This window comes from Bacillus sp. 7884-1, assembly GCF_002272245.1.
GTDB lineage: Bacteria > Bacillota > Bacilli > Bacillales > Cytobacillaceae > Neobacillus.
The window spans coordinates 12,152-33,621 of the sequence record NZ_NPDD01000091.1 but is presented as its reverse complement, the minus strand read 5'-3'; the positions used below and the strand labels follow the sequence as shown (position 1 = coordinate 33,621).

At 38.4% G+C, this 21,470-nt stretch carries 23 protein-coding genes; 20 read left to right on the top strand and 3 right to left on the bottom strand.

The window, feature by feature from the left end; translation table 11 throughout:
* Positions 1–6 precede the first annotated feature (6 nt).
* The 18 genes from CHI06_RS12100 (at position 7) to minD (ending at position 16,585) form a co-directional block, all read left to right on the top strand.
* Positions 7–1,308, top strand: coding sequence for a VanW family protein (locus CHI06_RS12100; protein WP_095248810.1), 1,302 nt, complete (start codon positions 7–9; stop codon positions 1,306–1,308).
* 18 nt (positions 1,309–1,326) lie between these two features.
* Positions 1,327–2,988 (top strand): GspE/PulE family protein, encoded by a 1,662-nt coding sequence (locus CHI06_RS12095; protein ID WP_095248809.1) that lies wholly within the window; start codon positions 1,327–1,329, stop codon positions 2,986–2,988.
* 12 nt (positions 2,989–3,000) lie between these two features.
* Positions 3,001–4,050, top strand: a complete 1,050-nt coding sequence (locus CHI06_RS12090; protein ID WP_095248808.1) for a type IV pilus twitching motility protein PilT — start codon at positions 3,001–3,003, stop codon at positions 4,048–4,050.
* Positions 4,043–5,248 (top strand): type II secretion system F family protein, encoded by a 1,206-nt coding sequence (locus CHI06_RS12085; protein WP_095248807.1) that lies wholly within the window; start codon positions 4,043–4,045, stop codon positions 5,246–5,248. Before CHI06_RS12090 ends, CHI06_RS12085 begins: the two co-directional genes overlap by 8 nt.
* A gap of 140 nt (positions 5,249–5,388) precedes the next feature.
* Positions 5,389–5,847, top strand: a complete 459-nt coding sequence (locus tag CHI06_RS30920) for a prepilin-type N-terminal cleavage/methylation domain-containing protein (RefSeq protein WP_095248806.1) — start codon at positions 5,389–5,391, stop codon at positions 5,845–5,847.
* A complete protein-coding gene (locus CHI06_RS12075) occupies positions 5,847–6,599 on the top strand; it encodes a prepilin peptidase (protein WP_095248805.1) in 753 nt (250 codons plus the stop codon). Before CHI06_RS30920 ends, CHI06_RS12075 begins: the two co-directional genes overlap by 1 nt.
* Positions 6,600–6,615: 16 nt before the next feature.
* A complete protein-coding gene (gene pilM / locus CHI06_RS12070; protein WP_095248804.1) occupies positions 6,616–7,611 on the top strand; it encodes a type IV pilus biogenesis protein PilM in 996 nt (331 codons plus the stop codon).
* Positions 7,608–8,384, top strand: coding sequence for a PilN domain-containing protein (locus CHI06_RS12065; RefSeq protein WP_142300953.1), 777 nt, complete (start codon positions 7,608–7,610; stop codon positions 8,382–8,384). The genes pilM and CHI06_RS12065 overlap by 4 nt, the downstream gene beginning before the upstream one ends.
* Positions 8,381–9,163, top strand: coding sequence for a hypothetical protein (locus tag CHI06_RS12060; protein ID WP_095248802.1), 783 nt, complete (start codon positions 8,381–8,383; stop codon positions 9,161–9,163). Before CHI06_RS12065 ends, CHI06_RS12060 begins: the two co-directional genes overlap by 4 nt.
* A gap of 38 nt (positions 9,164–9,201) precedes the next feature.
* Positions 9,202–9,627: a type II secretion system protein gene (locus CHI06_RS12055; protein WP_095248801.1), complete on the top strand. Its 426-nt coding sequence runs from the start codon at positions 9,202–9,204 to the stop codon at positions 9,625–9,627.
* Positions 9,628–9,742: 115 nt separating this feature from the next.
* Positions 9,743–10,819, top strand: a complete 1,077-nt coding sequence (locus CHI06_RS12050) for an SPOR domain-containing protein (protein ID WP_095248800.1) — start codon at positions 9,743–9,745, stop codon at positions 10,817–10,819.
* Positions 10,820–11,049: 230 nt separating this feature from the next.
* Positions 11,050–11,619 (top strand): Maf family protein, encoded by a 570-nt coding sequence (locus CHI06_RS12045; RefSeq protein ID WP_095248799.1) that lies wholly within the window; start codon positions 11,050–11,052, stop codon positions 11,617–11,619.
* A gap of 44 nt (positions 11,620–11,663) precedes the next feature.
* A complete protein-coding gene (gene radC, locus CHI06_RS12040) occupies positions 11,664–12,353 on the top strand; it encodes a RadC family protein (protein ID WP_095248798.1) in 690 nt (229 codons plus the stop codon).
* A 156-nt stretch (positions 12,354–12,509) separates the two neighbouring features.
* Positions 12,510–13,532 carry a rod shape-determining protein gene (locus CHI06_RS12035; RefSeq protein ID WP_095248797.1) on the top strand — a complete coding sequence of 341 codons (1,023 nt, stop codon included), beginning with the start codon at positions 12,510–12,512 and terminating at the stop codon, positions 13,530–13,532.
* A 40-nt stretch (positions 13,533–13,572) separates the two neighbouring features.
* Positions 13,573–14,460: a rod shape-determining protein MreC gene (mreC, locus tag CHI06_RS12030; RefSeq protein ID WP_095248796.1), complete on the top strand. Its 888-nt coding sequence runs from the start codon at positions 13,573–13,575 to the stop codon at positions 14,458–14,460.
* On the top strand, positions 14,457–14,975 hold the full coding sequence (gene mreD / locus CHI06_RS12025) for a rod shape-determining protein MreD (RefSeq protein WP_095248795.1): 519 nt from the start codon (positions 14,457–14,459) through the stop codon (positions 14,973–14,975). The genes mreC and mreD overlap by 4 nt, the downstream gene beginning before the upstream one ends.
* A gap of 124 nt (positions 14,976–15,099) precedes the next feature.
* Positions 15,100–15,780, top strand: a complete 681-nt coding sequence (gene minC, locus CHI06_RS12020; protein WP_095248794.1) for a septum site-determining protein MinC — start codon at positions 15,100–15,102, stop codon at positions 15,778–15,780.
* Position 15,781: 1 nt separating this feature from the next.
* Positions 15,782–16,585 (top strand): septum site-determining protein MinD, encoded by an 804-nt coding sequence (gene minD / locus CHI06_RS12015; RefSeq protein ID WP_095248793.1) that lies wholly within the window; start codon positions 15,782–15,784, stop codon positions 16,583–16,585.
* A 232-nt stretch (positions 16,586–16,817) separates the two neighbouring features.
* Here the strand turns inward: minD and CHI06_RS12010 are convergent, their stop codons facing one another.
* The 3 genes from CHI06_RS12010 to CHI06_RS12000 all read right to left on the bottom strand — a co-directional run bounded on the left by CHI06_RS12010 (position 16,818) and on the right by CHI06_RS12000 (position 19,604).
* Positions 16,818–17,264, bottom strand: a complete 447-nt coding sequence (locus CHI06_RS12010; protein WP_095248792.1) for a hypothetical protein — start codon at positions 17,262–17,264, stop codon at positions 16,818–16,820.
* 29 nt (positions 17,265–17,293) lie between these two features.
* Complete coding sequence (speD, locus tag CHI06_RS12005; protein ID WP_095248791.1) at positions 17,294–17,674, bottom strand: adenosylmethionine decarboxylase; 381 nt, start codon at positions 17,672–17,674, stop codon at positions 17,294–17,296.
* Between the two features lie 145 nt (positions 17,675–17,819).
* Entirely contained in the window at positions 17,820–19,604 is a 1,785-nt protein-coding gene (locus tag CHI06_RS12000; RefSeq protein ID WP_095248790.1) for a spermidine synthase, read from the bottom strand.
* Between the two features lie 173 nt (positions 19,605–19,777).
* Between CHI06_RS12000 and CHI06_RS11995 the strand changes: the two genes are divergently transcribed.
* Both CHI06_RS11995 and CHI06_RS11990 read left to right on the top strand, forming a co-directional pair.
* On the top strand, positions 19,778–20,569 hold the full coding sequence (locus CHI06_RS11995) for a M23 family metallopeptidase (RefSeq protein WP_306453811.1): 792 nt from the start codon (positions 19,778–19,780) through the stop codon (positions 20,567–20,569).
* Positions 20,562–21,428, top strand: coding sequence for a M50 family metallopeptidase (locus CHI06_RS11990; protein WP_095248788.1), 867 nt, complete (start codon positions 20,562–20,564; stop codon positions 21,426–21,428). The genes CHI06_RS11995 and CHI06_RS11990 overlap by 8 nt, the downstream gene beginning before the upstream one ends.
* The last annotated feature ends 42 nt before the right edge of the window (positions 21,429–21,470 follow it).

The window sequence follows — 21,470 nt, the reverse complement described above, 5'->3', positions numbered from 1 at the left end:
TAAATTTTGAGTAAGTACCAACCATTCATTAAATTATTTGTTGTACTTTTTTTAAGCACGGTTGTTATTTTTAGTTCTTCCCATTTTGGAGCCAAAGCATTTGAAAATATAACGAATTCCTCTGACGGCATGTACTCAGAAGGGACTACGGTTGGTTCTATAGATGTTTCTGGGAAAACAGAAAGTGAAACGATTGCTTTGTTAGAGGAGAAGTATGTGGAATGGGTAAAAAATACAAAGTTTGAACTTCAGTACAGTGAAAAAATTGCACCATTTGATAGTAACCTATTTAGGTTTGATGCAACCCAGTCAGTCTATTCAATAAAGGACGGACAAAACAATACAGTTTCGATGACAATTGATCTAATGCCCGTTGAGGATCAAATCCAATTACAATTTCCACAGATTGACTTAAATGAACTTGAACTCACAAAGCTAATAACAGATTTATCCAATACAGCCGCTAAGTTTGAAACAGGCTCTTATAAATACAATTTGAATAAGGAATATCTTATTGCTGAAGCTAGTAAAAAAGATAATGTCATAAGTACTGCTATTGTTATGTTAACAGAAGTCCCGAAGGACTTAGCGACTCTAGTTACTGCAAATCCTGAAATACAAATTGCTGAAGGTGCTAATTTTTCCTTACTTGAATTTGCCAAGCTGCAGAAGATAGAAAATCCTACTGCTTTAAGTATTATCGCGACCGGTATCTATCAGTCGATATTACCAACGAATTTTAAGATTGTGGAAAGAAATATTAGTAGTTCGCTTCCGAATTATTCAGCTGTAGGATTTGAAGCGAAGGTTAATTCAGCCACTGGTGCAGATTTCATTATCGTTAATCCGAATACAACACCATATACCGTAGAACTTAAATTAGATAATAAAGATCTAATCGTTACGCTTAAGGGAGAAAAGTTCCTTTACGATTATAAAATTAGCAAAAAAGAGGCTCAGCAATTAAAGCCTAAAACCATTGTTCAATATAGTCCATTACTACTCACAGGAAACTTAAAGGTCCTTTCTAATGGTGGAGATGGGCAAATCGTAAAAATTTATCGAGAAACCTATCAAGGCGTACAAATGATTAACAGTGAATTATTATTTGAGGACTACTATCCACCTGTTTACCGTGTTGAAGTACATGGTTTAAAAGGAACACAGGAGGGTGCTACTACCAAAACACCTGCTACAGCTGCAAATGAGGGTGATTCTACTGGAAATCCAACAACACCACCTCCTACGAATATTGAACAAAATTTGGATGATGACCTTTGGGGGAAACCAAATGAGACAGCAAAATAATCTAAGTAGTGATGATAAATGAAACAAACACGTAGACGACTAGGAGATTTGTTAATTGCGGAAGGGTTAATAACTCCTGAGCAGCTTCAATCAACATTAGAGGAAAAGGCGCAAAATCAAAAAATTGGGGATGCCCTGCTACAAAGAGGTTATATAACAGATCAGCAGCTTGCAGAGGTATTGGAGGTTCAATTAGGAATTCCGAATATCAACCTGATGCATTATCCTTTTGATACGAATCTTTTTTCACTAATATCAAAAGAAACTGCAAGGCGTAATTTGATTGTTCCCCTAAAAAAAGAAGGCAATAAACTTTTTGTAGCCATGGTTGACCCAATGGATTTTATCGTTATCGATGACCTACGTCTTTCAACAGGATTTCAAATCGAAACCGCAATTGCGACAAAAGAAGGTATCTTAAGGGCAATTAATAAATATTACAATGTTGATGAAGGTCTTGAAGAGTTGTTTGATGATCTTTCGTCAAGTGATAGGGGCCGTGACGATGATATAAACGACCTTGATTCACCTATTGTAAGATTAGTTAATCAGATTCTCACCAATGCAGTAATCCAAAAGGCAAGTGATATTCACATTGATCCTCAGGAAACAAAAGTGGTCGTTCGGTATCGTGTTGATGGAGTACTGCGAGTGGAACGTGTATTGCCAAGGCATATGAGAAGTGTGCTAACAGCAAGGGTTAAGATTATGTCCAATCTTGATATAACTGAACACCGTATTCCGCAGGATGGCCGGATTAAAATGAATCTGGATTTCCACCCCATTGATCTTCGTGTTTCAACCCTCCCGACGGTTTACGGCGAGAAAATTGTTATGCGGATATTGGACATGGGAGCGGCCCTAAATGATTTAAACAAAATTGGTTTCAATGCCTTAAATCTTAAGCGATTCTCGGAAATGATAGAGCAGCCTACAGGGATTGTCTTGATTACAGGTCCAACGGGTTCTGGTAAATCATCAACCCTTTACGCCGCTCTTAATCGTTTAAACAGCGAACAAGTGAACATTATTACCATTGAGGATCCAGTTGAATATCAGCTAGAAGGAATTAATCAAATACAGGTAAACACGAATGTGGGAATGACTTTTGCAGCTGGATTACGATCAATTCTTCGCCAAGATCCAAACATTATCATGGTTGGGGAAATTCGTGATAAAGAGACCGCCGAAACCGCCGTACGTGCTTCTTTGACGGGGCACTTAGTACTTAGTACACTACATACCAATGACTCTTTAGGTACAATTACGAGGTTAATTGATATGGGAGTTGAACCGTTTTTAATCGCGTCCTCCTTAACTGGAATCGTTGCACAACGGTTAGTGCGGAAGGTGTGCCGCGATTGCGCAGAGGTTCAAGAAGCGACCAAACGAGAAATTGATATATTTGCTCGCCGGGGAATGAAAATTGAAAAAATCACGCGCGGTAAAGGCTGTCAATCTTGTAATATGACTGGTTATAAGGGAAGGGTTGCCCTTCATGAAGTACTCGTCCTGAACGATGATATGCGCAGGATTATTATGAATGAAGATTCAACTCATAAATTAAAGGAACATGCGATAAAAAATAAAACCATCTTTTTGATTGACGATGGATTATTAAAGGTTAAACAAGGTCTAACTACAACAGAAGAAGTATTGCGTGTAGCCATCTTGGAGTAGGAGAAAAACACTATGAGAGAAAAAATAGAGAATATATTAAGGGCGGCGTTGGAATTTAAGGCATCTGACATCCATCTTACCGTTGGCGTCCCACCTATCTTTCGTATAAATGGGGATATTAAACGTTATGGGAAGGATATATTACTTCCTGCAGACACAGAAGAAATCGCGAAAATAACCATACCAGAAAATATGTATGAGTTATTTAAGGAAAAAGGGGAGCTCGATTACTCTTATGGTATTCCCGGAGTATCGCGCTTTCGTGTTAATGCTTATCACCAACGGAAAAGTGTGTCATTAGCACTAAGGGTGGTTGCTTCCAAAACTCCAACCATCGAAGAACTAGATTTGCCAAAAATTATCCCAGAACTTTGCGAGAAACCACAAGGGTTAATTCTGGTCACTGGTCCGACAGGTAGTGGTAAATCAACCACACTTGCTTCAATGATTGACTACGTGAACCGTACTATGCGGAAGCATATTGTTACCTTAGAAGATCCTATCGAATATCTACACAAACATGGAAATTCGATTATTGACCAACGAGAAGTTGGTTTTGACACGAAATCCTATGCAAATGGTTTAAAAGGTGCACTTCGTCAAGACCCAGACATTATTCTAGTGGGGGAAATGCGTGATTTAGAAACAATCGGAATTGCAATTACTGCTGCAGAAACAGGTCACCTTGTATTAGGGACACTTCATACATCCAGTGCTCCATCCACCATTAACCGGATTATCGACGTATTTCCACCAGCACAACAGCCGCAAATTCGGGTCCAGTTAGCTTCTGTTTTAGTGGGGGTTATTTCGCAGCGGTTATTCCCTACGCTTGATAAAAAGGGGAGGAAGGCTGCTACAGAAGTTCTTGTTAATAACCCAGCCATTGCCAACTTAATTCGAAATGAAAAAATCCATCAAATCCAGAGTACAATGCAAACTTCACGTGCTCAAGGAATGCATACACTTGAAATGAGTATAAAAGACTTGATTGATCGAAATGTAATTCAAAGAGAAGCGGCAACCAAATATCTACAAGAAAAGATGATGCTGGATGGCTAGATTCAAATATTTAGGACGCGACCGACGAGGGAAAAAAGAGGGAACTGTAACTGCTGCTTCCAGAAGAGAGGCAATGGCTAAACTAAAAGAAGATGGAATTCGAGTCATTGAAATGACCGAAGTACCTGAAACCCTTATGACCATGGAATTAACAATTGGAAATCCGGTTAAGCTTCAGCATTTTGTCATATATTTAAGGCAATTTGCAACTTTAATAAAAGCAGGAGTAACCGTTGTTGAGGCCACAGGAATTCTAGCGGTCCAAACTGAAAGTAAAGCCCTGAAAAAGGCATTACAAGCTGTTGAACAGGATTTACGTGAAGGAAATCCTTATTCAGAGTCCGTTGCGAAACATAAGAAGATTTTTAACTCGATGTTTATTAATATGGTGAAGGCTGGAGAAGTTGCAGGGAATATGGATGAAACACTAGAGAAGCTGGCAGACGATTTTGAAAAACAGCATGATACTGTAGCAAAAGTAAAATCTGCCTTGACTTACCCGGCAGTAATCGGGATTCTTGCAATTGGAGCAGTAATCTTTTTATTAGTTGGCGTTGTTCCAACATTCGTTACAATGTTTGAAGATATGGGGGCTGAGCTTCCCGGGATTACAAAATTTGTATTAAATGCTAGTGGGTTTATGCAATCGTTCTGGTGGATGATACTCCTCATCGTATTAGGTTTTGTGATTACGATTATTTATATGAAGAAAAATAAGAAAACAAAATATTATTTAGATTACTTTCTCTTAAGAATGCCGATATTTGGGAATATGCTGCAAAAAGCTGCACTGGCTCGAATGATGAGAACACTTAGTTCTCTATTCTCTAGTTCTGTTCCAATATTGCAAGCGATGTCGATTGTTGAAAAGGTAGTAGAAAACGAGGTTATCGCAAGAGTAATAAGAGAATCTCGGAATTCTCTTGAAAAAGGTCGATCAATGACTGAACCAATGATGGACCACTGGGCATTTCCACCTTTAGTGACACAAATGATATCCATAGGTGAAAGTACAGGAGCTTTAGATTCGATGCTGTCTAAAATTGCAGAGTTCTATGAGAAAGAAGTTGAGCAAGGAACAGATAGGCTAAAATCCTTAATTGAACCAATTATGATTGTATTCCTAGCTGGTGTAGTCGGGGTAATTGTACTTTCGATTATGATGCCTTTGTTCTCAATGTTTGACCAGATGAGTTAATGTAACGGAATACTAGTAAATATTACAAATGCTTTAAAAATATGACAAATTATGATAAATTTCTCTTTTCTTAAGCTTACAATTATTGTATACTCATAGAGAAATATTACTAGGTTCATAGAACCAGAGGGAGATGTAAAATGTTAAAAAAATTGGGTGCAAAACTTAAGGAACAAAAAGGTTTCACATTAATCGAATTACTAGCAGTAATCGTTATTTTAGGGATTATCGCTGCAATTGCAATTCCTGCTATTTCTAGTGTTATCAGTAAATCTGAAACAAAGTCAAAAGCACAAGAAGGGTTACAAATTATTAGTGCAGCAAAAATGTTTATGGCTAATGAATCTGATGATAAAAAGGTTGATGCTGGTCTAGTTGAGGCAAATGGTTTTGCAGGGGATTTAACTGAAGCTGATCTAACAGCATATCTTGATCGTACTGATGATAAAGATTTCACAATTACGGTATCTGTAAATACAACAAATGGTGGATTCGATTATAATTTAACATCACACGATTCTTCGAAACTTAAATTAGCTGATGGTACAACAGATGAAAATGGAAAAACTGAACAAGAACTTATTGAAATAGCCAAGTAATGTTCATTTTATTATTAATCTATGGTTTACTCTTAGGCTCCTTTTATAACGTGATTGGTCTTCGAGTACCATTAAAACACTCTATTGTTACCCCTCGGTCGGCTTGTCCATCCTGTGGGCATCAATTGAGATCATATGAACTTATACCTGTAATTTCATATATGCTCCAAAAAGGGAAATGCCGCGGCTGTCAGTCGCGGATTTCTCCTATCTATCCGTTTTTTGAATTACTGACTGGCATATTGTTTGCAACAGCTCCACTTGTGATTGGATGGTCCGGAGAATTAGTAATAGCATTAACACTAATTTCAATGTTTATCATAATTGTTGTTTCTGATATTCACTATATGATCATCCCTGATAAGATCTTAATCTGGTTTGCAGGGATTTTTTTATTGGAACGGATTTTTATCCCACTCACACCATGGTGGAACAGCCTATTAGGTGCCGTTACTGGTTTTGTTCTCCTACTTGTCATTGCACTGGTAAGTAGAGGTGGAATGGGCTTTGGTGATGTTAAACTTTATGCGTTACTCGGTTTCGTATTAGGCTTTAAACTAGTACTTTTATCCTTCTTTTTTTCTACATTATTTGGAGCCGTCATTGGCGGTTTGGCGCTTCTTTTTAAAATTGTAAAAAGAAAACAGCCGATTCCGTTCGGACCATTTATTGCAGCCGGGACATTGACGGCTTATTATTGGGGTTCGGAACTCATCGATTTATACTTACAGTTTCTTAATACAGCTTTTTAAGCAAGGGGTAATTATTATGGCATTTTCCCTCTTTTCATCAAAAAATCGAATAGTTAACCTAGTAGTAAATGATCATTCGGTTCGTTTCGTTGAATTAAAACAAGCGAACCCCCCTGCTGCACAAAAATGGTGCGAACGCTTCCTTCCCCCAGGTTTAATAACCGATGGGAAGATTACTGATATTGATTCGCTAGCGAATATACTCGAAGAGTGTATTGATGAATGGAAAATAAAAGGTCGTCAGGTGCGCTTCATTGTCCCCGATCCACTTGTAATCATTCGTAAAGTCTCTATTCCTGCTGATATTCAAGATGATGAAATCAAGGGATATCTGTATTTGGAACTTGGATCGAGTATTCATTTACCATTTGAAGAACCAGTCTTTGATTATTTTCCACTTGCTAATAACGGGAAAACAAAGGATTTACTTTTGTTTGCTGCCCCGGAACAATATGTAATGGAATATGCAGAATTATTCTCTAGTCTTAAGCTAAAACCAATTGCAGCAGAAATTTCTCCGCTTGCACTGTATCGTTTATATCATCAACTAGAATTAGCAAGAGAAAATGAAGTATTGTTTACAGTGCAGTTTGACTTAACAAGTGTTAATTTGTGCATCTTTGAAGAAACCGTTCCCTTAGTCATGCGACAGTTTCCATTACCTTTTGATATGGAAAAATGGGAAATCAAACAAGACATTGCCGGCACCATGCTATTTAAATACACTGGTGAAACGGAAGAGTTAGCGATGCAGATTGAAGATATTTTGAATGAAATCAACAAGCTGGTGGATTTTTATCGCTATACACTATCAAATGAAAAAAAGGATGTTACCAAGTTTCTTTTAAACGGTGACCATCCAATGCTAGAAGCGATTTTTGATGAAATGAACGAAAGATTTGATATTCCTGTTGAGAGAATTGAGCAGGAAGCAGATGGTAATGGTAAAACAGGAAGCGTACCGGCTAATCTATTATTATCTTTAGGTCTCGCTTTAAAAGAGGTGAAATGATGCTAGTAGAAATTAACCTGCTTCCCCAAAAAGAACGTGGTAAAAAGAGTTTAGTGATTATGTTAGTAAGTTTTGTTGCAGTATTATTATTAGTTGGAGGAGTTTATTTCTGGCAAATCCAATTAGTAAAGTCTGATATTTCTGCTGTAGAAGAACAAATATCATCGACTAAAAAGCTTGCTGAAATTGAGCAAAAAAATATTGGCAAAAATGAATCACAGATGTCTATAACCGTACTAAAAAGTGCAGTGGATTGGGCAAATAATTATCCAATACAAACAGTTCCTGTTATGCAGCACTTAACAGGTTTATTACCTGAACGAGGTTTTATTCAATCCTTTAGCTATACTGAAGCAGGAACGGTTTCACTTTCAGTTCAATTTGATAGTGCTAGGGAGGCTGCTTACTTCCTTGATAATTTAAATGAATCTGATTGGATTAATGAAGCTAGTCTCAGCTCATTAAATGCTCAAGAGGTGGAAGAAGCGAAAGAACCAGCTCCTAATGCCACTGGTACTCAAACTGAAAATAACCAGCCGAATATTAATGATAGCTTTATCGTTACTATAGACCCGAATGATCCAACCAGATTTATCTTTACCCCGGCTAATCCGACGGGAACAAGTGATACAGAAACAACTAAGGTTGCCGTTCCAACTAATAAATATGTTCCAAGATATATAGGTCAGTTCGAGGTTAAATTTACAAAAGATACTATTAAACAGCTTCTAAACAAAGGTAACAGTGATGAGGAGGGAGAGACAGCATCATGAAGCTTAAACTTTCAAAAAAAGAAAAGCTGATACTGTTGGTCGGCATTCTCCTAGTTGTATTACTCATTGCGATTGCTCAATTCATAATGCTCTCACCTTTGAAGTCTGACCTTGAAATGAAAGAGCAGTCACTTCAATCAGAACAAAAGCTTTTGGATGGCATTATAGAGAAAAAAACAGATGAAACGAATAAGGTTGTAGAAGATACTAGAGAACTACAAAAGAAGGTACCTGTCACTCCACTTCAAGAGCAGTTTATCTTGGATCTTGAAAGAGCAGAAAACGTTTCAAATAGTTTGGTTAAATCTATGAGCTTCTCTAAAGACGTTGATGTTACGATTGCACCACCTGTACAAGAAAATTCCGCCTCGAATGGTGAAACTAGCACTGATGAATCACTAGAGGTCAAGACTGTACAGGAAGTTGAGGCAGAAAAAGAAGCACAAATGGCAAATACCGTCACTGGTTTAAAGAAGCTAACCATTAGCTTGAATGTCGAATCACCAACATATGAAGACTTGGAAAAGTTTATTAGTACTCTTGAGTCTTTGAACAGGATTGTTGTAGTGGAATCTATTAACTATAGTGGCGGCCAGGAAATTACTAGTTTGGAAAAAGAGCCAGCAGCAGATAAATTAAGTTACAGTCTATCTGTTTCTGCCTATTATCTGCCTACTTTGAATGATTTAATTGCTGATTTGCCGAAGATTGATGCACCAGGACCAGCTAACAAGAAAAATCCACTAAGCGCATTTTCAGATGTATTAGAAAATAATTAGAAATTACTTTTCTTAATTCCAAGTAAAAGGATTTTTACATGAAAAAAATAAGTTGTTTTAATGAAAAAGGATATTCACTTGTAGAAGTGCTGGCAGTAATTGTTATCCTAGGCTTTATTGCATCAATTGGACTTCTTTCGATTTCGAATGTAATCGCTAAATCAAAAGATAAGACATTTGTTAATAATGCATTAACAATTGTACAAGCAGCTGATTTATATCTTAATGATGAAAAAGTTGCGGATAGAAACAGCCTAACTCAAATCACTTATAAGGAATTATATAAATTAAATTTTATTAATGAATTCCACGATCCTTATACAGGTAAAGTATTATCTCCATCAGAGGAAACTTATGTTCAAGTAACTAAGGGGAAAATTACTAAAGTTTGTTTAGATGGAGAAAACCGAAACCTCTGCTCTGAGATTGACAAAATCTCAGTAGAACATATAAAAATAAAATAAGTAAAAAAATTGGCGAAAGCATTGTATAACAAGACGACAAAAGTCTTGTTATTTTTTTTTGTCTTTGTGATAGGATGGGGGAAATTGCTATTGGTAGAGGAAGGAGTACAAGTTAGTGGACAAGCCGAATCGTGGCAACACCATCAAAATAAAGTTAAATGGAGAAACCCAAACCTTTTCAGATGAACCCGTAAAGAAGGATCAAGAATCTAGTAAGGATTCTTTTACTAAAGTGATAACGATCGATGAGGATAGTAGCGGGCAGGATGGTTTCCTAGAGACTGCTGCCGCCAAGGAGTCGATTGATGAAAGCTTTGATTGGATTATTCCTGAATCCTCAGATAATGACATCAAGGAATATAAAGTTGTCAGCAGCCAGAATCCGAAAAAAGGTGGGAAAAAGAAGCCTGTTTCGTTCTCAACGTTTTCAACTAAGCGGAATGGTGGAGTTTTTAAATCCATCTTAGTAACGGCAGTTTTTGCTATCTTGATTGGGACGAGCTTTGGGGTTTTAATGCTTAAGCTGGTTATATCTGAAAATAGTAAACCAGCTGTAACTGAACCTGCAGTCGAAGAAAAGGGGTCGGATAAAAGTTCAGAAACAACCGGAGGGAAGAGTAGTTCTATTGTCATAGGTGCTCAAACTGCGTATATTGTTCAAGGTGGTGCCTTCTCTTCCAAAGATGCAGCGTCAGGGGCAGCAAACGAGGCGAAAGGCAAAGGTGCACCAGCTCAAACACTAACTTTGAATGATAAAGAATTTATGTTTTTAGGTGTGGCAGACTCGATTGAAACAGCAAAACAAATGGAAAGTCATTATGAAGCGAATGGCTTTGATGACGTTCTACCAAAACAAATCCCCATTGCTGAAAAGACAGTGTCGGATATAAATGTAAGTGAAAAAGGGTTTTTAGAGGCTGCTCCAGCTATCTATCAACAGCTCTCAAAGGTCACATCCAATGCCATTGTTTCTGGAAGTATATCATCTGAAGCTGGTAAAGAAGTCACGAGTTTAGGTGAGCAATTGAAACAATCCTCAGACCTGAAAAATGATAAGGTAAAGAATCTAAACGAGGAATTATCAAGTGCACTTGATAAAGTCAAAGCCTTTCAAGAAAAGAAGAACGAAGATAGTTTAATTGAAGCCCAGCAGCATTTATTAAACTTTTTAAGCATTTATTATTCCATGTAGTCGACAAAAGCTGATATTTTCCGGGAAATTATTTTAATAAAGTAAGCCTGTCTAAATTGGACAGGCTTTTTCTAATAAAACCAAAATATTCTGAACTTAAATCAAAGGTATAATTTGCATAATCTGACAAATTTCTTCGAACTTTATTAATATAAAAATTGTTTGCTTCAACAAATTCTGATAGGATTAACATGTATCTCCCTAATTGATGCAAAAGGTAAGGTGATTGTATGCAGAACCTCATTTTAGCCTCTTCTTCTCCACGGCGAAAAGAACTTCTAGAAAACCTCCGATTAACATTCACAATCTCAAGCAGTGAAGTAGATGAAAGCTTTGATCCAACGCTTTCTCCAGAGGATGTAGTGATGGATCTTGCCGAGCGAAAAGCACAGGTTATTTTTAAGGAAAACCCGAATGCTTTTATTATTGGTTCCGACACGATTGTGGTTGCGGATGGTCAGGTTTTAGGAAAGCCGACTGACGAAGCAGACGCCAGAGAAATGTTAAAATTGCTTTCTGGAAAAAGGCATGATGTTTACACAGGTGTATCCATTTTGTCTCCAAATGGAACCGCTCGATTTTTCGAAAGAACAGAAGTTTGGTTTTGGGAGTTAACGGACGAAGAAATCAATTTCTATGTACAAAGTGGTGAACCGCTTGATAAAGCAGGTGCATATGGTATTCAGCAGCTGGGAAGCATGCTTGTCAAAAAAATTAATGGAGACTATTTTGCGGTTGTCGGCCTGCCTGTCTCAAAGACCTATCGTGAGTTGAAAAGGCTAGGCTACCAGTTGTCGTAACAACTAGATAGTTCATTAACTCCCTAAAATAGGGAGGAAATAGAATGTCGACTAATTCATTAATGATCCGTGATTTTCCTCAAGATGAAAGACCTAGAGAACGTTTTATACAAAATGGTCCTGAGAGTTTATCCAACCACGAACTCATTGCAATTTTGCTTAGAACTGGTACAAAGGATGAAAGTGTCTTACAATTATCCAACCGGCTGCTTACAAATTTTGAAGGTTTACGGCTTTTAAAAGCAGCCACGTTAGAAGAAATGACGGAAATTAAGGGAATCGGTCAGGCAAAGGCCATTCAAGTTCTAGCTGCTGTTGAGATTGGCAGAAGGATTGCCAACCTTAATTATACAGATCGCTATGTGATACGCTCACCTGAAGATGGCGCCAACTATGTGATGAACGACATGCGCTTTTTATCACAAGAGCATTTTGTTTGCTTATATTTAAATACAAAAAATCAAGTGCTCCATAAACAAACCATCTTTATTGGAAGCTTAAATGCCTCGATCGTACACCCTAGAGAGGTGTTTCGTGAGGCCCTAAAAAGATCAGCCGCCTCCATCATATGCCTCCATAATCACCCTTCAGGCGACCCGGCGCCGAGCCGTGAGGATATCGAGGTCACAAAGAGGCTTGTGGAATGCGGAAAAATGATAGGCATCGACGTCCTCGACCACCTCATCATTGGCGAAAATAAATTTGTCTCTCTCAAGGAAAAAGGATATTTATAATACTATGATTTTTTAGGTCGTTGGGATATAATAATGTTTATGATTTTTTAGGACATCTTTCGTGATTACTATATAAATTTTACTAGAAAAATACATGATTTGAAGGTATATTCACTTACCTTTAGCAATTTTCGTATCAGAAAGGGAGATACAACTATGTTTGGAATTGGGACAAGAGACCTTGGGATTGACTTGGGAACCGCAAATACCCTTGTTTATGTAAAAGGTAAAGGAATTGTATTAAGAGAGCCATCTGTTGTGGCTATGCAGACAGACACGAAGTCGATTGTGGCAGTTGGTAATGATGCCAAGAACATGATTGGACGTACACCAGGAAATGTGGTCGCAATGAGACCAATGAAGGATGGTGTCATCGCGGACTTTGAGATTACAGCTGCGATGATGAAACACCATATCCGGATGGCGTTAAAAAGTAAGAGCATTTTCTCAGGTAAGCCTTATGTAATGGTTTGTGTACCATCAGGGATAACCGCTGTTGAGGAAAGAGCTGTAATAGATGCAACACGTCAAGCAGGTGCTAAGGATGCCTATACGATTGAGGAGCCATTTGCTGCGGCCATTGGAGCAAACCTTCCTGTATGGGAGCCAACGGGCAGTATGGTGGTCGATATTGGCGGCGGTACTACGGAGGTAGCAATTATTTCTTTAGGCGGTATCGTTACGAGCATATCAATTCGCGTGGCCGGGGATGAAATGGACGAATCAATCGTTTCTTTTATCCGAAAAAATTATAACTTGATGATTGGTGAGCGTACAGCGGAAGCCATTAAAATGGAAGTTGGTTCTGCAGGTGACCCTGAGGGAATCGAAAATATGGAAATCCGCGGTCGTGACTTATTAACTGGTTTGCCGAAAACGATTGAAATCACAGCGAAGGAAATCGGTGTTGCTTTAAAAGATACAGTCTACGCAATTGTAGAGGCTGTAAAAAACACATTAGAAAAAACACCACCAGAGCTTGCTGCAGATATTATGGACCGTGGAATTGTTTTAACAGGCGGAGGAGCACTGCTTCGAAATCTGGACAAGGTGATAAGTGAAGAAACCAATATGCCTGTTCTTATTGCAGAAAATCCACTTGATTGTGTGGCTATCGGTACTGGAAAAGCCCTAGACCATATCCAACTATTCAAAAACAAAGCAAAAGAATCAAGATAACTATAGAGCACTAAGTATATAAAAATAGAGGTGTATAATCATGCCACAGTTCTTTTTGAATAAACGATTGATCGTTTTGCTGGTAAGCATTATTGTTCTCGTGGCATTGATTGGGTTTTCGTTAAGGGAGAGAAGTAAACTATCCTGGCCGGAGCAGTTCTTAAAGGATACTGCCGGCTTGGTTCAATCCCTGGTTTCAAAGCCTGCTCATTTAGTTGCAGGTTTCTTTGAAAATCTTCAGGACTTGCAAAATACATATGAAGAGAATAAAGAATTAAAATCACGGCTAGAGAAGCTTGTTAGCCTTGAAGCACAGGTACATGAGCTTGAAAAGGACAATAATGAGCTGCGTGATATTCTTGGTGAAGAAGAAACCCTGAGTGATTTTGAACCTTTACAGGCAACAGTAATAGGTAGAAACCCTGATCGTTGGCATGAAATGATTATTATCAATAAAGGAAAAACAAATGGAATTAAGAAAAATATGGCGGTTGTCACTGCCCATGGCTTAATTGGCAAGGTAAAAACAGTCAATCAATTTAGTTCAACGGTTCAATTGTTAAGTGCAATGGATCCAAAAAATCGGATTTCTGCAATCGTCCAAGGCGAGACGGATGTGTTTGGACTGGTTGAAGGTTACGATAAAGAGAAAAAAGCGTTGTTAATAAAAGCGATCCCTTCAGGGGTGGAAATAAAAAAAGGGCAAAATGTCATCACCTCCGGCTTAGGTGGAGTCTTTCCTAAGGGCTTGCAAATTGGGAAAGTCATTGAGGTAAAGCCAGACCAATATGGATTGAATCAAACGGCGTTAGTCGAACCGGGTGCGGATTTTTATGATTTGGAAAATATCATCGTGATCACACGATCAATGGCTCAGCCTAATGTAACGGATATGGGCGAAGGCGAAGGGAAGGAGGAGGATTTGTGAAGAAATTCCTACTTCCTCTTTTGTTTCTATTCCTTTTCTTATTAGAGAGTTTATTCGTCCAATATATCCCGCCAGAGGTTTTCGGGCACAACTACATTTTAGCGCCTCACTTTCTATTCGCAGGAATATTGTTTCTAACCATTTATACAAGCAGAAAATATGGAATCATTTATGCAGCCATTTTTGGTCTGCTATTTGATATTGTCTGGATCGAGATTATTGGTATTTATCTATTCTTATTTCCATTCATTGCGTACCTTATTTCAAAAATTATGCATGTGCTGCAGACCAATATAATTGTCGCATTTTTAGTATCTTTAGTAGGGATTGCCTTACTTGAATTAGGAGTTTATGAAATGGACTTTTTAATCCATATCACTACTCTTGAATTCATGAGTTATATGGAGATGCGTTTTTATCCTTCCCTCATTCTAAATGCAGTCTTTCTTTTGATTGCGGCCTACCCGTTCAAGCGTCATTTTGAAAGTTTTGCGGAAAGCTTGCGAGATGAATGATTTTTGTATTTCTTTTTAAAAAAGGAGAATACACAAAGCGTGTCGAATTGTATAATAGAAGTGTGTCTTTGGATAGATTATTTGGCACGCATGTGGTTCTTATTATTTGAGGTGAGTTTTCTCCATGAAAAAGCGACAAAATGTTACGATTAAAGGTACGAAGGATGGAATTGTCCTTCATCTTGACGATAGCTGTTCCTATTATGAGCTGAAAAAAGAGCTCGATGAAAAACTATCAGAAAATCAAAGAACTCAAGCTGAGAGTCAATTAACACCTGTTAAAGTGGATGTGGGTAACAGGTATTTGACAGACGCTCAGCTTGAAGAAATAAGAGACCTTATCCGTCAGAAAAAGAATTTAGTGGTTGATAAAATTGAATCGAATGTCGTCACACGAGCAGAAGTAGATAAGCTTAAAGCGGAAAACGAAGTCGTTACCGTTGCTCGTATCATCCGTTCAGGACAAGTTTTAGAAGTTCCAGGAGATTTACTGCTCATTGGCGATGTAAATCCAGGTGGAACTGTGATAGCTGGCGGCAATATTTTTATCATGGGATCTTTAAAGGGTATAGCGCACGCAGGCGTTTTTGGTAATGATCAAGCGGTTATTACCGCATCTAGCATGAAGCCATCACAGCTAAGGATTAGTGACTGTCTAAACCGTGCCCCTGATAACGCTCAAAATAATGAAAAACGTGAAATGGAATGTGCGTACATCGACGATAACCATCAAATCATCGTAGATAGATTGCAAGTTTTAATAAATTTAAGGCCTAATTTAACGAGATTAGAAGGGGGACATTAATGTGGGAGAGGCAATAGTAATTACATCCGGTAAGGGCGGCGTCGGAAAAACCACGACTTCTGCTAATATAGGTACAGCATTGGCCCTTCAAGGAAAAAAAGTATGTTTAGTAGATACAGATATTGGCCTTCGCAATTTAGATGTCGTAATGGGGCTGGAAAATCGAATTATTTACGATCTTGTGGATGTAGTAGAAGGAAGATGTAAAATCCACCAAGCACTCGTAAAGGATAAGAGATTCGAAGATTTATTGTATTTGCTGCCAGCCGCTCAAACAGTTGATAAGTCAGCTGTTAAGCCAGAACAAATGCACAAACTAATTAATGAACTTAAGCAAGACTATGACTATATCATTATTGATTGCCCTGCAGGAATTGAGCAAGGCTTCCAAAACGCCATTGCCGGGGCTGACCGTGCAATCGTTGTCACCACACCTGAGGTTTCAGCTGTCCGTGATGCTGATAGAATCATTGGACTTCTTGAAAAGGCTAAAACCGTTGAGGCACCTAAATTAGTGATTAACCGGATCAGAAATCATATGATGAAGAGCGGCGATATGCTGGATGTAGATGAAATTACCACACATTTATCCATTGAGTTAATTGGAATCGTCGCAGATGACGAGGAAGTCATAAAAGCATCTAACCACGGCGAACCGATTGCCTTGAATCCTAATAGTAAAGCGTCCATCGCTTACCGAAATATTGCTAGACGTATTCTAGGGGAATCCATTCCATTGCAGCCGTTAGAAGATAAAAACAAGAGTGTGTTTGGGAAAATTAAACAGTTTTTTGGTGTTAGATAATAAAAAAGCCTATCCACCTGGTGTGGATAGGCTTTTTTACGTGGTGATTTGGTAATATATGTCTAATTGTCCAGAACCTAATAAAAATAGTTCAAAACATTATGGAAAAGGTCCAAAACCTCTTGGAAATAGTCCAAAACCACATGAAAAAGGTCCATAACCTCATGAAAAAGGTCCAAATAGCAAGTGGACGAGCTTTTTTTATCATCTGTAAGTTCTCCACGTGAATCTTTTAATATCCAAGTAAATGTACGGTAAGTGCGGCTCTATTATATCGTGGCAGTCTACCTCTAGGAGCATACGCATCAGCAATAAATATTCCAATTGCTTCCCCGGCATACAAGTAAGCCTGCACATTTATTCCTGTTACGGTGCTTATCCCGTTTGCCTCAAAGGTAGAACCTATCAGTGGGTCGGACCCATCAGGTAGACGGATAATGTTGAACACCACCGATTGGTCTTCTTCCAGAATAACGGATACATCTGCAGTGATTTGATATACACCTGACTTGTAAACTGTAATTGAATTCGCAGCAATATCTGGTCTAGTATTTTGGTAGGGCCCTGCTATTGTAAAATCTATTAGGTTCCCAGTCGTTAGAGGAATAATTTTCCCATCAGGGGTGTCTTGTTTATATAATGATCCATAGGTAAATGGCTTTACGTTTTTGGTTCTCATATATTTCCACCTTGGTTAAATAGGCAATATCAACTGCCTAATTCTTCACAATTGATCGATTGAGGATATGATACGCCTCGAGAAATGGAGTAGACCATGGCTTGCTTTGATGACAACTCTTTAATAAGAAATTCAACCTGTGGTGTAAGTTCCAGCGTTCCACAGGTATAAAAATCTAATGACACATACCTCTCTTCTGGCCATGTATGAATGGATAAATGAGATGTGGATAAAACCAGCACCCCTGTTACACCTTGTGGATGAAATTGGTGGAAGTAAGAGTATAAAATCTCCATATCTGCATCAAGAGCAGCTTTTTTACACATTTCTTCTAAAAAATTGATGTCATTTAAATGGGTAGAATTGCACTCAAAAGCATCAATGATAATATGCTTTCCTTCTTTCGTCAAAGTCTCATCATTCCCTCCGTTTTCCTTTTATGGTATGGGATTTATAAAAAATAAATTGTACGGTTGTCCATATTTTATAGAAATAATAATTGGTGCTCTACTCATTAAGCAGTTCATAAAGAGTAGAGCCTATTTTTAGAGCATGTTAATTTCGCAGTTCATGTTTATATATTTCATGTAATTTAAGGTTAGACAGGGTATTCATATGAGAATTCTCCCGGACTGAACGGAACTTAGATGGAAAGACAAATAAACTGGACAAATCTTCAGGGAGTGTTTGACACGGGACAGATATTTTTTTATTCAGCACTTGCAGTGCCTTTTTAGAAGCCAGGTGAAACCCCCAATCTCCAAATGAAGGAACTTCGGTATGGTAGCTCCGGATATGCATACCAGTCCCCCTAAGTGTTAATCCGATGCTCCAGTATACAAATGGAGCATACTCTGGTGAATGAGATTGACAGACAAGAATGCCTTCTTCAGTTAAGAGAGTGGATAATTGGCTGAAAAATTCTACCGTATATAATTGGCTCAATATTTTATCGCCCGGATCTGGTAAATCCACAATGATGACATCATACTGTTCCTTTTGTTCTTTTTGAAATACCTGGATGTCCTTTTGATGGACGGATACCCGTCTGTTATTAAGGGCGCCTTTATTAAGTGAAACAACCTCCGGGATATGACTGGCCATATGAATCATCAAAGGGTCAAGGTCCACCAGGTCAATATGCTTCACGTCTGGGTATTTAAGTACTTCACGAATAGCAAACCCATCACCGCCACCTGCAATTAGCACACGATCCCGTTTTTGGACCATTGAAAGGGCTGGATGAACAAGAGCCTCATGGTAAATTTGTTCATCTAATGAACTAAATTGAAGTTGCTTGTCTAGATATAGCCGAACATCTCTTGCCTCCAAAACCAGTACATGATCTCCCTTTGCTCCACCTTCGTATAGGATACGGTGGGAATTGGAGAGCAGATGATGAAGTTCTTGCGTGTCTCCTGGGTCTTGCTCTTTATTCGGAGAACTTGCTGAATAAAGTTTGTATAGGTTTAATGATTTTATGGAGTTAACACCTGCTTGTTTTTTTACTGACTTCACCCGCTGCGAAAAAGTAAACCATGTTTTTAGATTTTCAGGGAGAGAATGATTTTGAACACACGGCTTTTTCTCTTCATTCCATTTTATAAATTTCTTCCCAGAGAGATGAAATCCACAATCTCCAAACCAAGGAACATTGACATGATAGCTGAGGGTATGAAGTGAAGCACTTTGTAATGTTTTATCAATACTCCAGAATACCACCGGAGTGTCTTCAGGCGATGCGGAGTTGGTAACCAATATTCCACTGTCGGTTAGGAGAGTGGACAATTTTCTAAAGAATTCTTTTGAATACAGCTTGCTATTTTCCTTGGTTTCGGGATCAGGAAGATTTGTGATTATCACATCAAATTGCTGCTTTTCTTTCATTAGAAAATCTTGTAGACTGCTATGAATGTTATGAACACGTTTATCGAAACATGAACCACCATTAATTTCGGAGATTTCAGGTGTTTTCTGGGCAGCAAAAAGGGTTGCTGGTGATAGGGACACTCGACTTACGTGGCATACCTGAGGATATTTAAGAACTTCGCGCAAAGCCAAACCGCATTCATCCCCGATAATTAAGACACGTTCGTGCTTGTCTGAAAAACCAAAAGCTGGATGGACAAGAGCTTCATGATAGATTCGCTCATCCAGTGAATTCCATACTAATTGATCGTTCAGGTATAACCGTATATTCTTCGATTCTATCAAGAGGACGTCCTGGTATGGACTCTTACCCTTAAAGAGAATTTTGTGAGGGGCCTTTAATAATTGTTGTAACTCAATTAAATCGTAAACATCACCACGAAAAGTCTCATGTTTGTCACTGGTTGACAAAATTATTCACCTCTATTTATTAACTTACAGCTATTATATGGATAAGCAATTAAAGTGTGTGGCTTATCCACAAATCTATAAAGCCAAAATCTTTTAAAAAATTTCCCCAAAAGTCATACTCTGTAGGACAACCACATAGAATTGTACAAAAAGCTGTCTAAAGGTTGGTGGGTATGATGCGGTCTACTCCTGAAGAAATACGACGACGAATCGCAAAGCGAAAAAGAGAAAATGGTGGTTCATCAGAAAAAGGTCCTGAAAGAGAAATAAGTTGGCCGGGGGACGATGAAAAATATGGATTTAACAATTTTTCCTCCTATGACCCAGGTAAGGATGATGCCATACATCCTTTATTTAAAAAGGAAGTTTTCATCTTTAAGATCTTGGCTTCCGCTGTTTTATTTCTCGTGATTGCCATTATGTTTCGAGAAAACACAGCAACCTTTGCTCCAGCAAAGGACTTTGTGTTGAAAACAATGGAGCAGGATTTTAAATTTGCCACAGTATCAAAATGGTACGAAGATCAATTTGGTAAACCCTTAGCCCTCCTGCCGTTTGCGGAAGAAGATAAACAAGGAACGAATAACGTAGTTGAGAAAGACAATGATATTCCTGTTTTTTCAGGGAAAGTCCTCGAAAATTTCGAGAAAAATGGACAGGGAATCATGATCGAAACAACAAAGGGCGCAACCGTTGAAGCGATGAAAGAGGGAAATGTCATGTTTGCGGGCGTTAAGGAAGATACAGGTAAAACCGTCATTATCCAGCATGCAGACCAAACACAGTCCACCTATGGTAATCTCGATGACATTAAGGTTAGTTTATACGAGTTTATTGAAACTGAAACTGTCGTGGGCACTGCCTCAGAATCAACGGGTGAAGACAAAACGAAGGGAAGGTATTATTTTTCTATAAAAAAAGGCGATGATTTTATCGACCCGATACAGGTGATACGCTTTGAATAGAGTCATTTATTTATTACAACATGTATATATCCATCCCTTGTTATGGATTGTCATCGCGATATCAATTGCCACAGCACATTTCCTCGAGCTCTGCCTGTTAATCGCCATCATTTTTGTTCACGAAATGGGGCATGCTGCTGCGGCTTCTTTTTTTTCTTGGAGAATTAAAAAAATCACCCTCCTCCCCTTTGGAGGGGTGGCTGAAATGGAGGAACATGGAAACCGACCATTAAAGGAAGAGGCTATTGTTGTTCTCGCAGGACCTATTCAGCACATCTGGATGGTAGCAGTAGCTTACGCACTATTTTCCTTTGATTTAATGTCTGGGGATTTGTTTCTATTATTTATCAACTACAACATTATGATCTTTATCTTCAATATGTTTCCAGTCTGGCCGCTAGATGGCGGAAAGCTTATTTTCATGCTACTTTCCTTGAAAAAATCGTTCCCCATAGCTCACCGGTTAACCCTAATCATTTCTTTTTTCAGCGTTGGAATCTTTTCGGTGGTTACACTCCTAGCCGCTCCGAAGCAAATAAATGTCTGGATAATCGTAGGCTTTTTACTGTTTTCTCTATACCATGAGTGGAAACAGCGACGATATATTTTTATGAGGTTTTTACTCGAGCGTTACTATGGGAAAAAGAGTGATCTCCAAGCTCTGAAACCAATTCAGGCGGATGAGCAAGACTTGCTAATAGATGTATTGGAAAAATTTCAACGAGGCTGCAAGCACCCGATTATCATCGAGAGTGATGGTAAAGAAAAAGGGATGTTAGACGAAAATGAACTACTACATGCCTATTTTACTGAAAAACGGTTAACTGATAAAATCAGTGACCTTCTCTTTTCTTACTAATTAGGTATAATAGAGTCAATTAGCAAGAAAAGTGAGGATGTT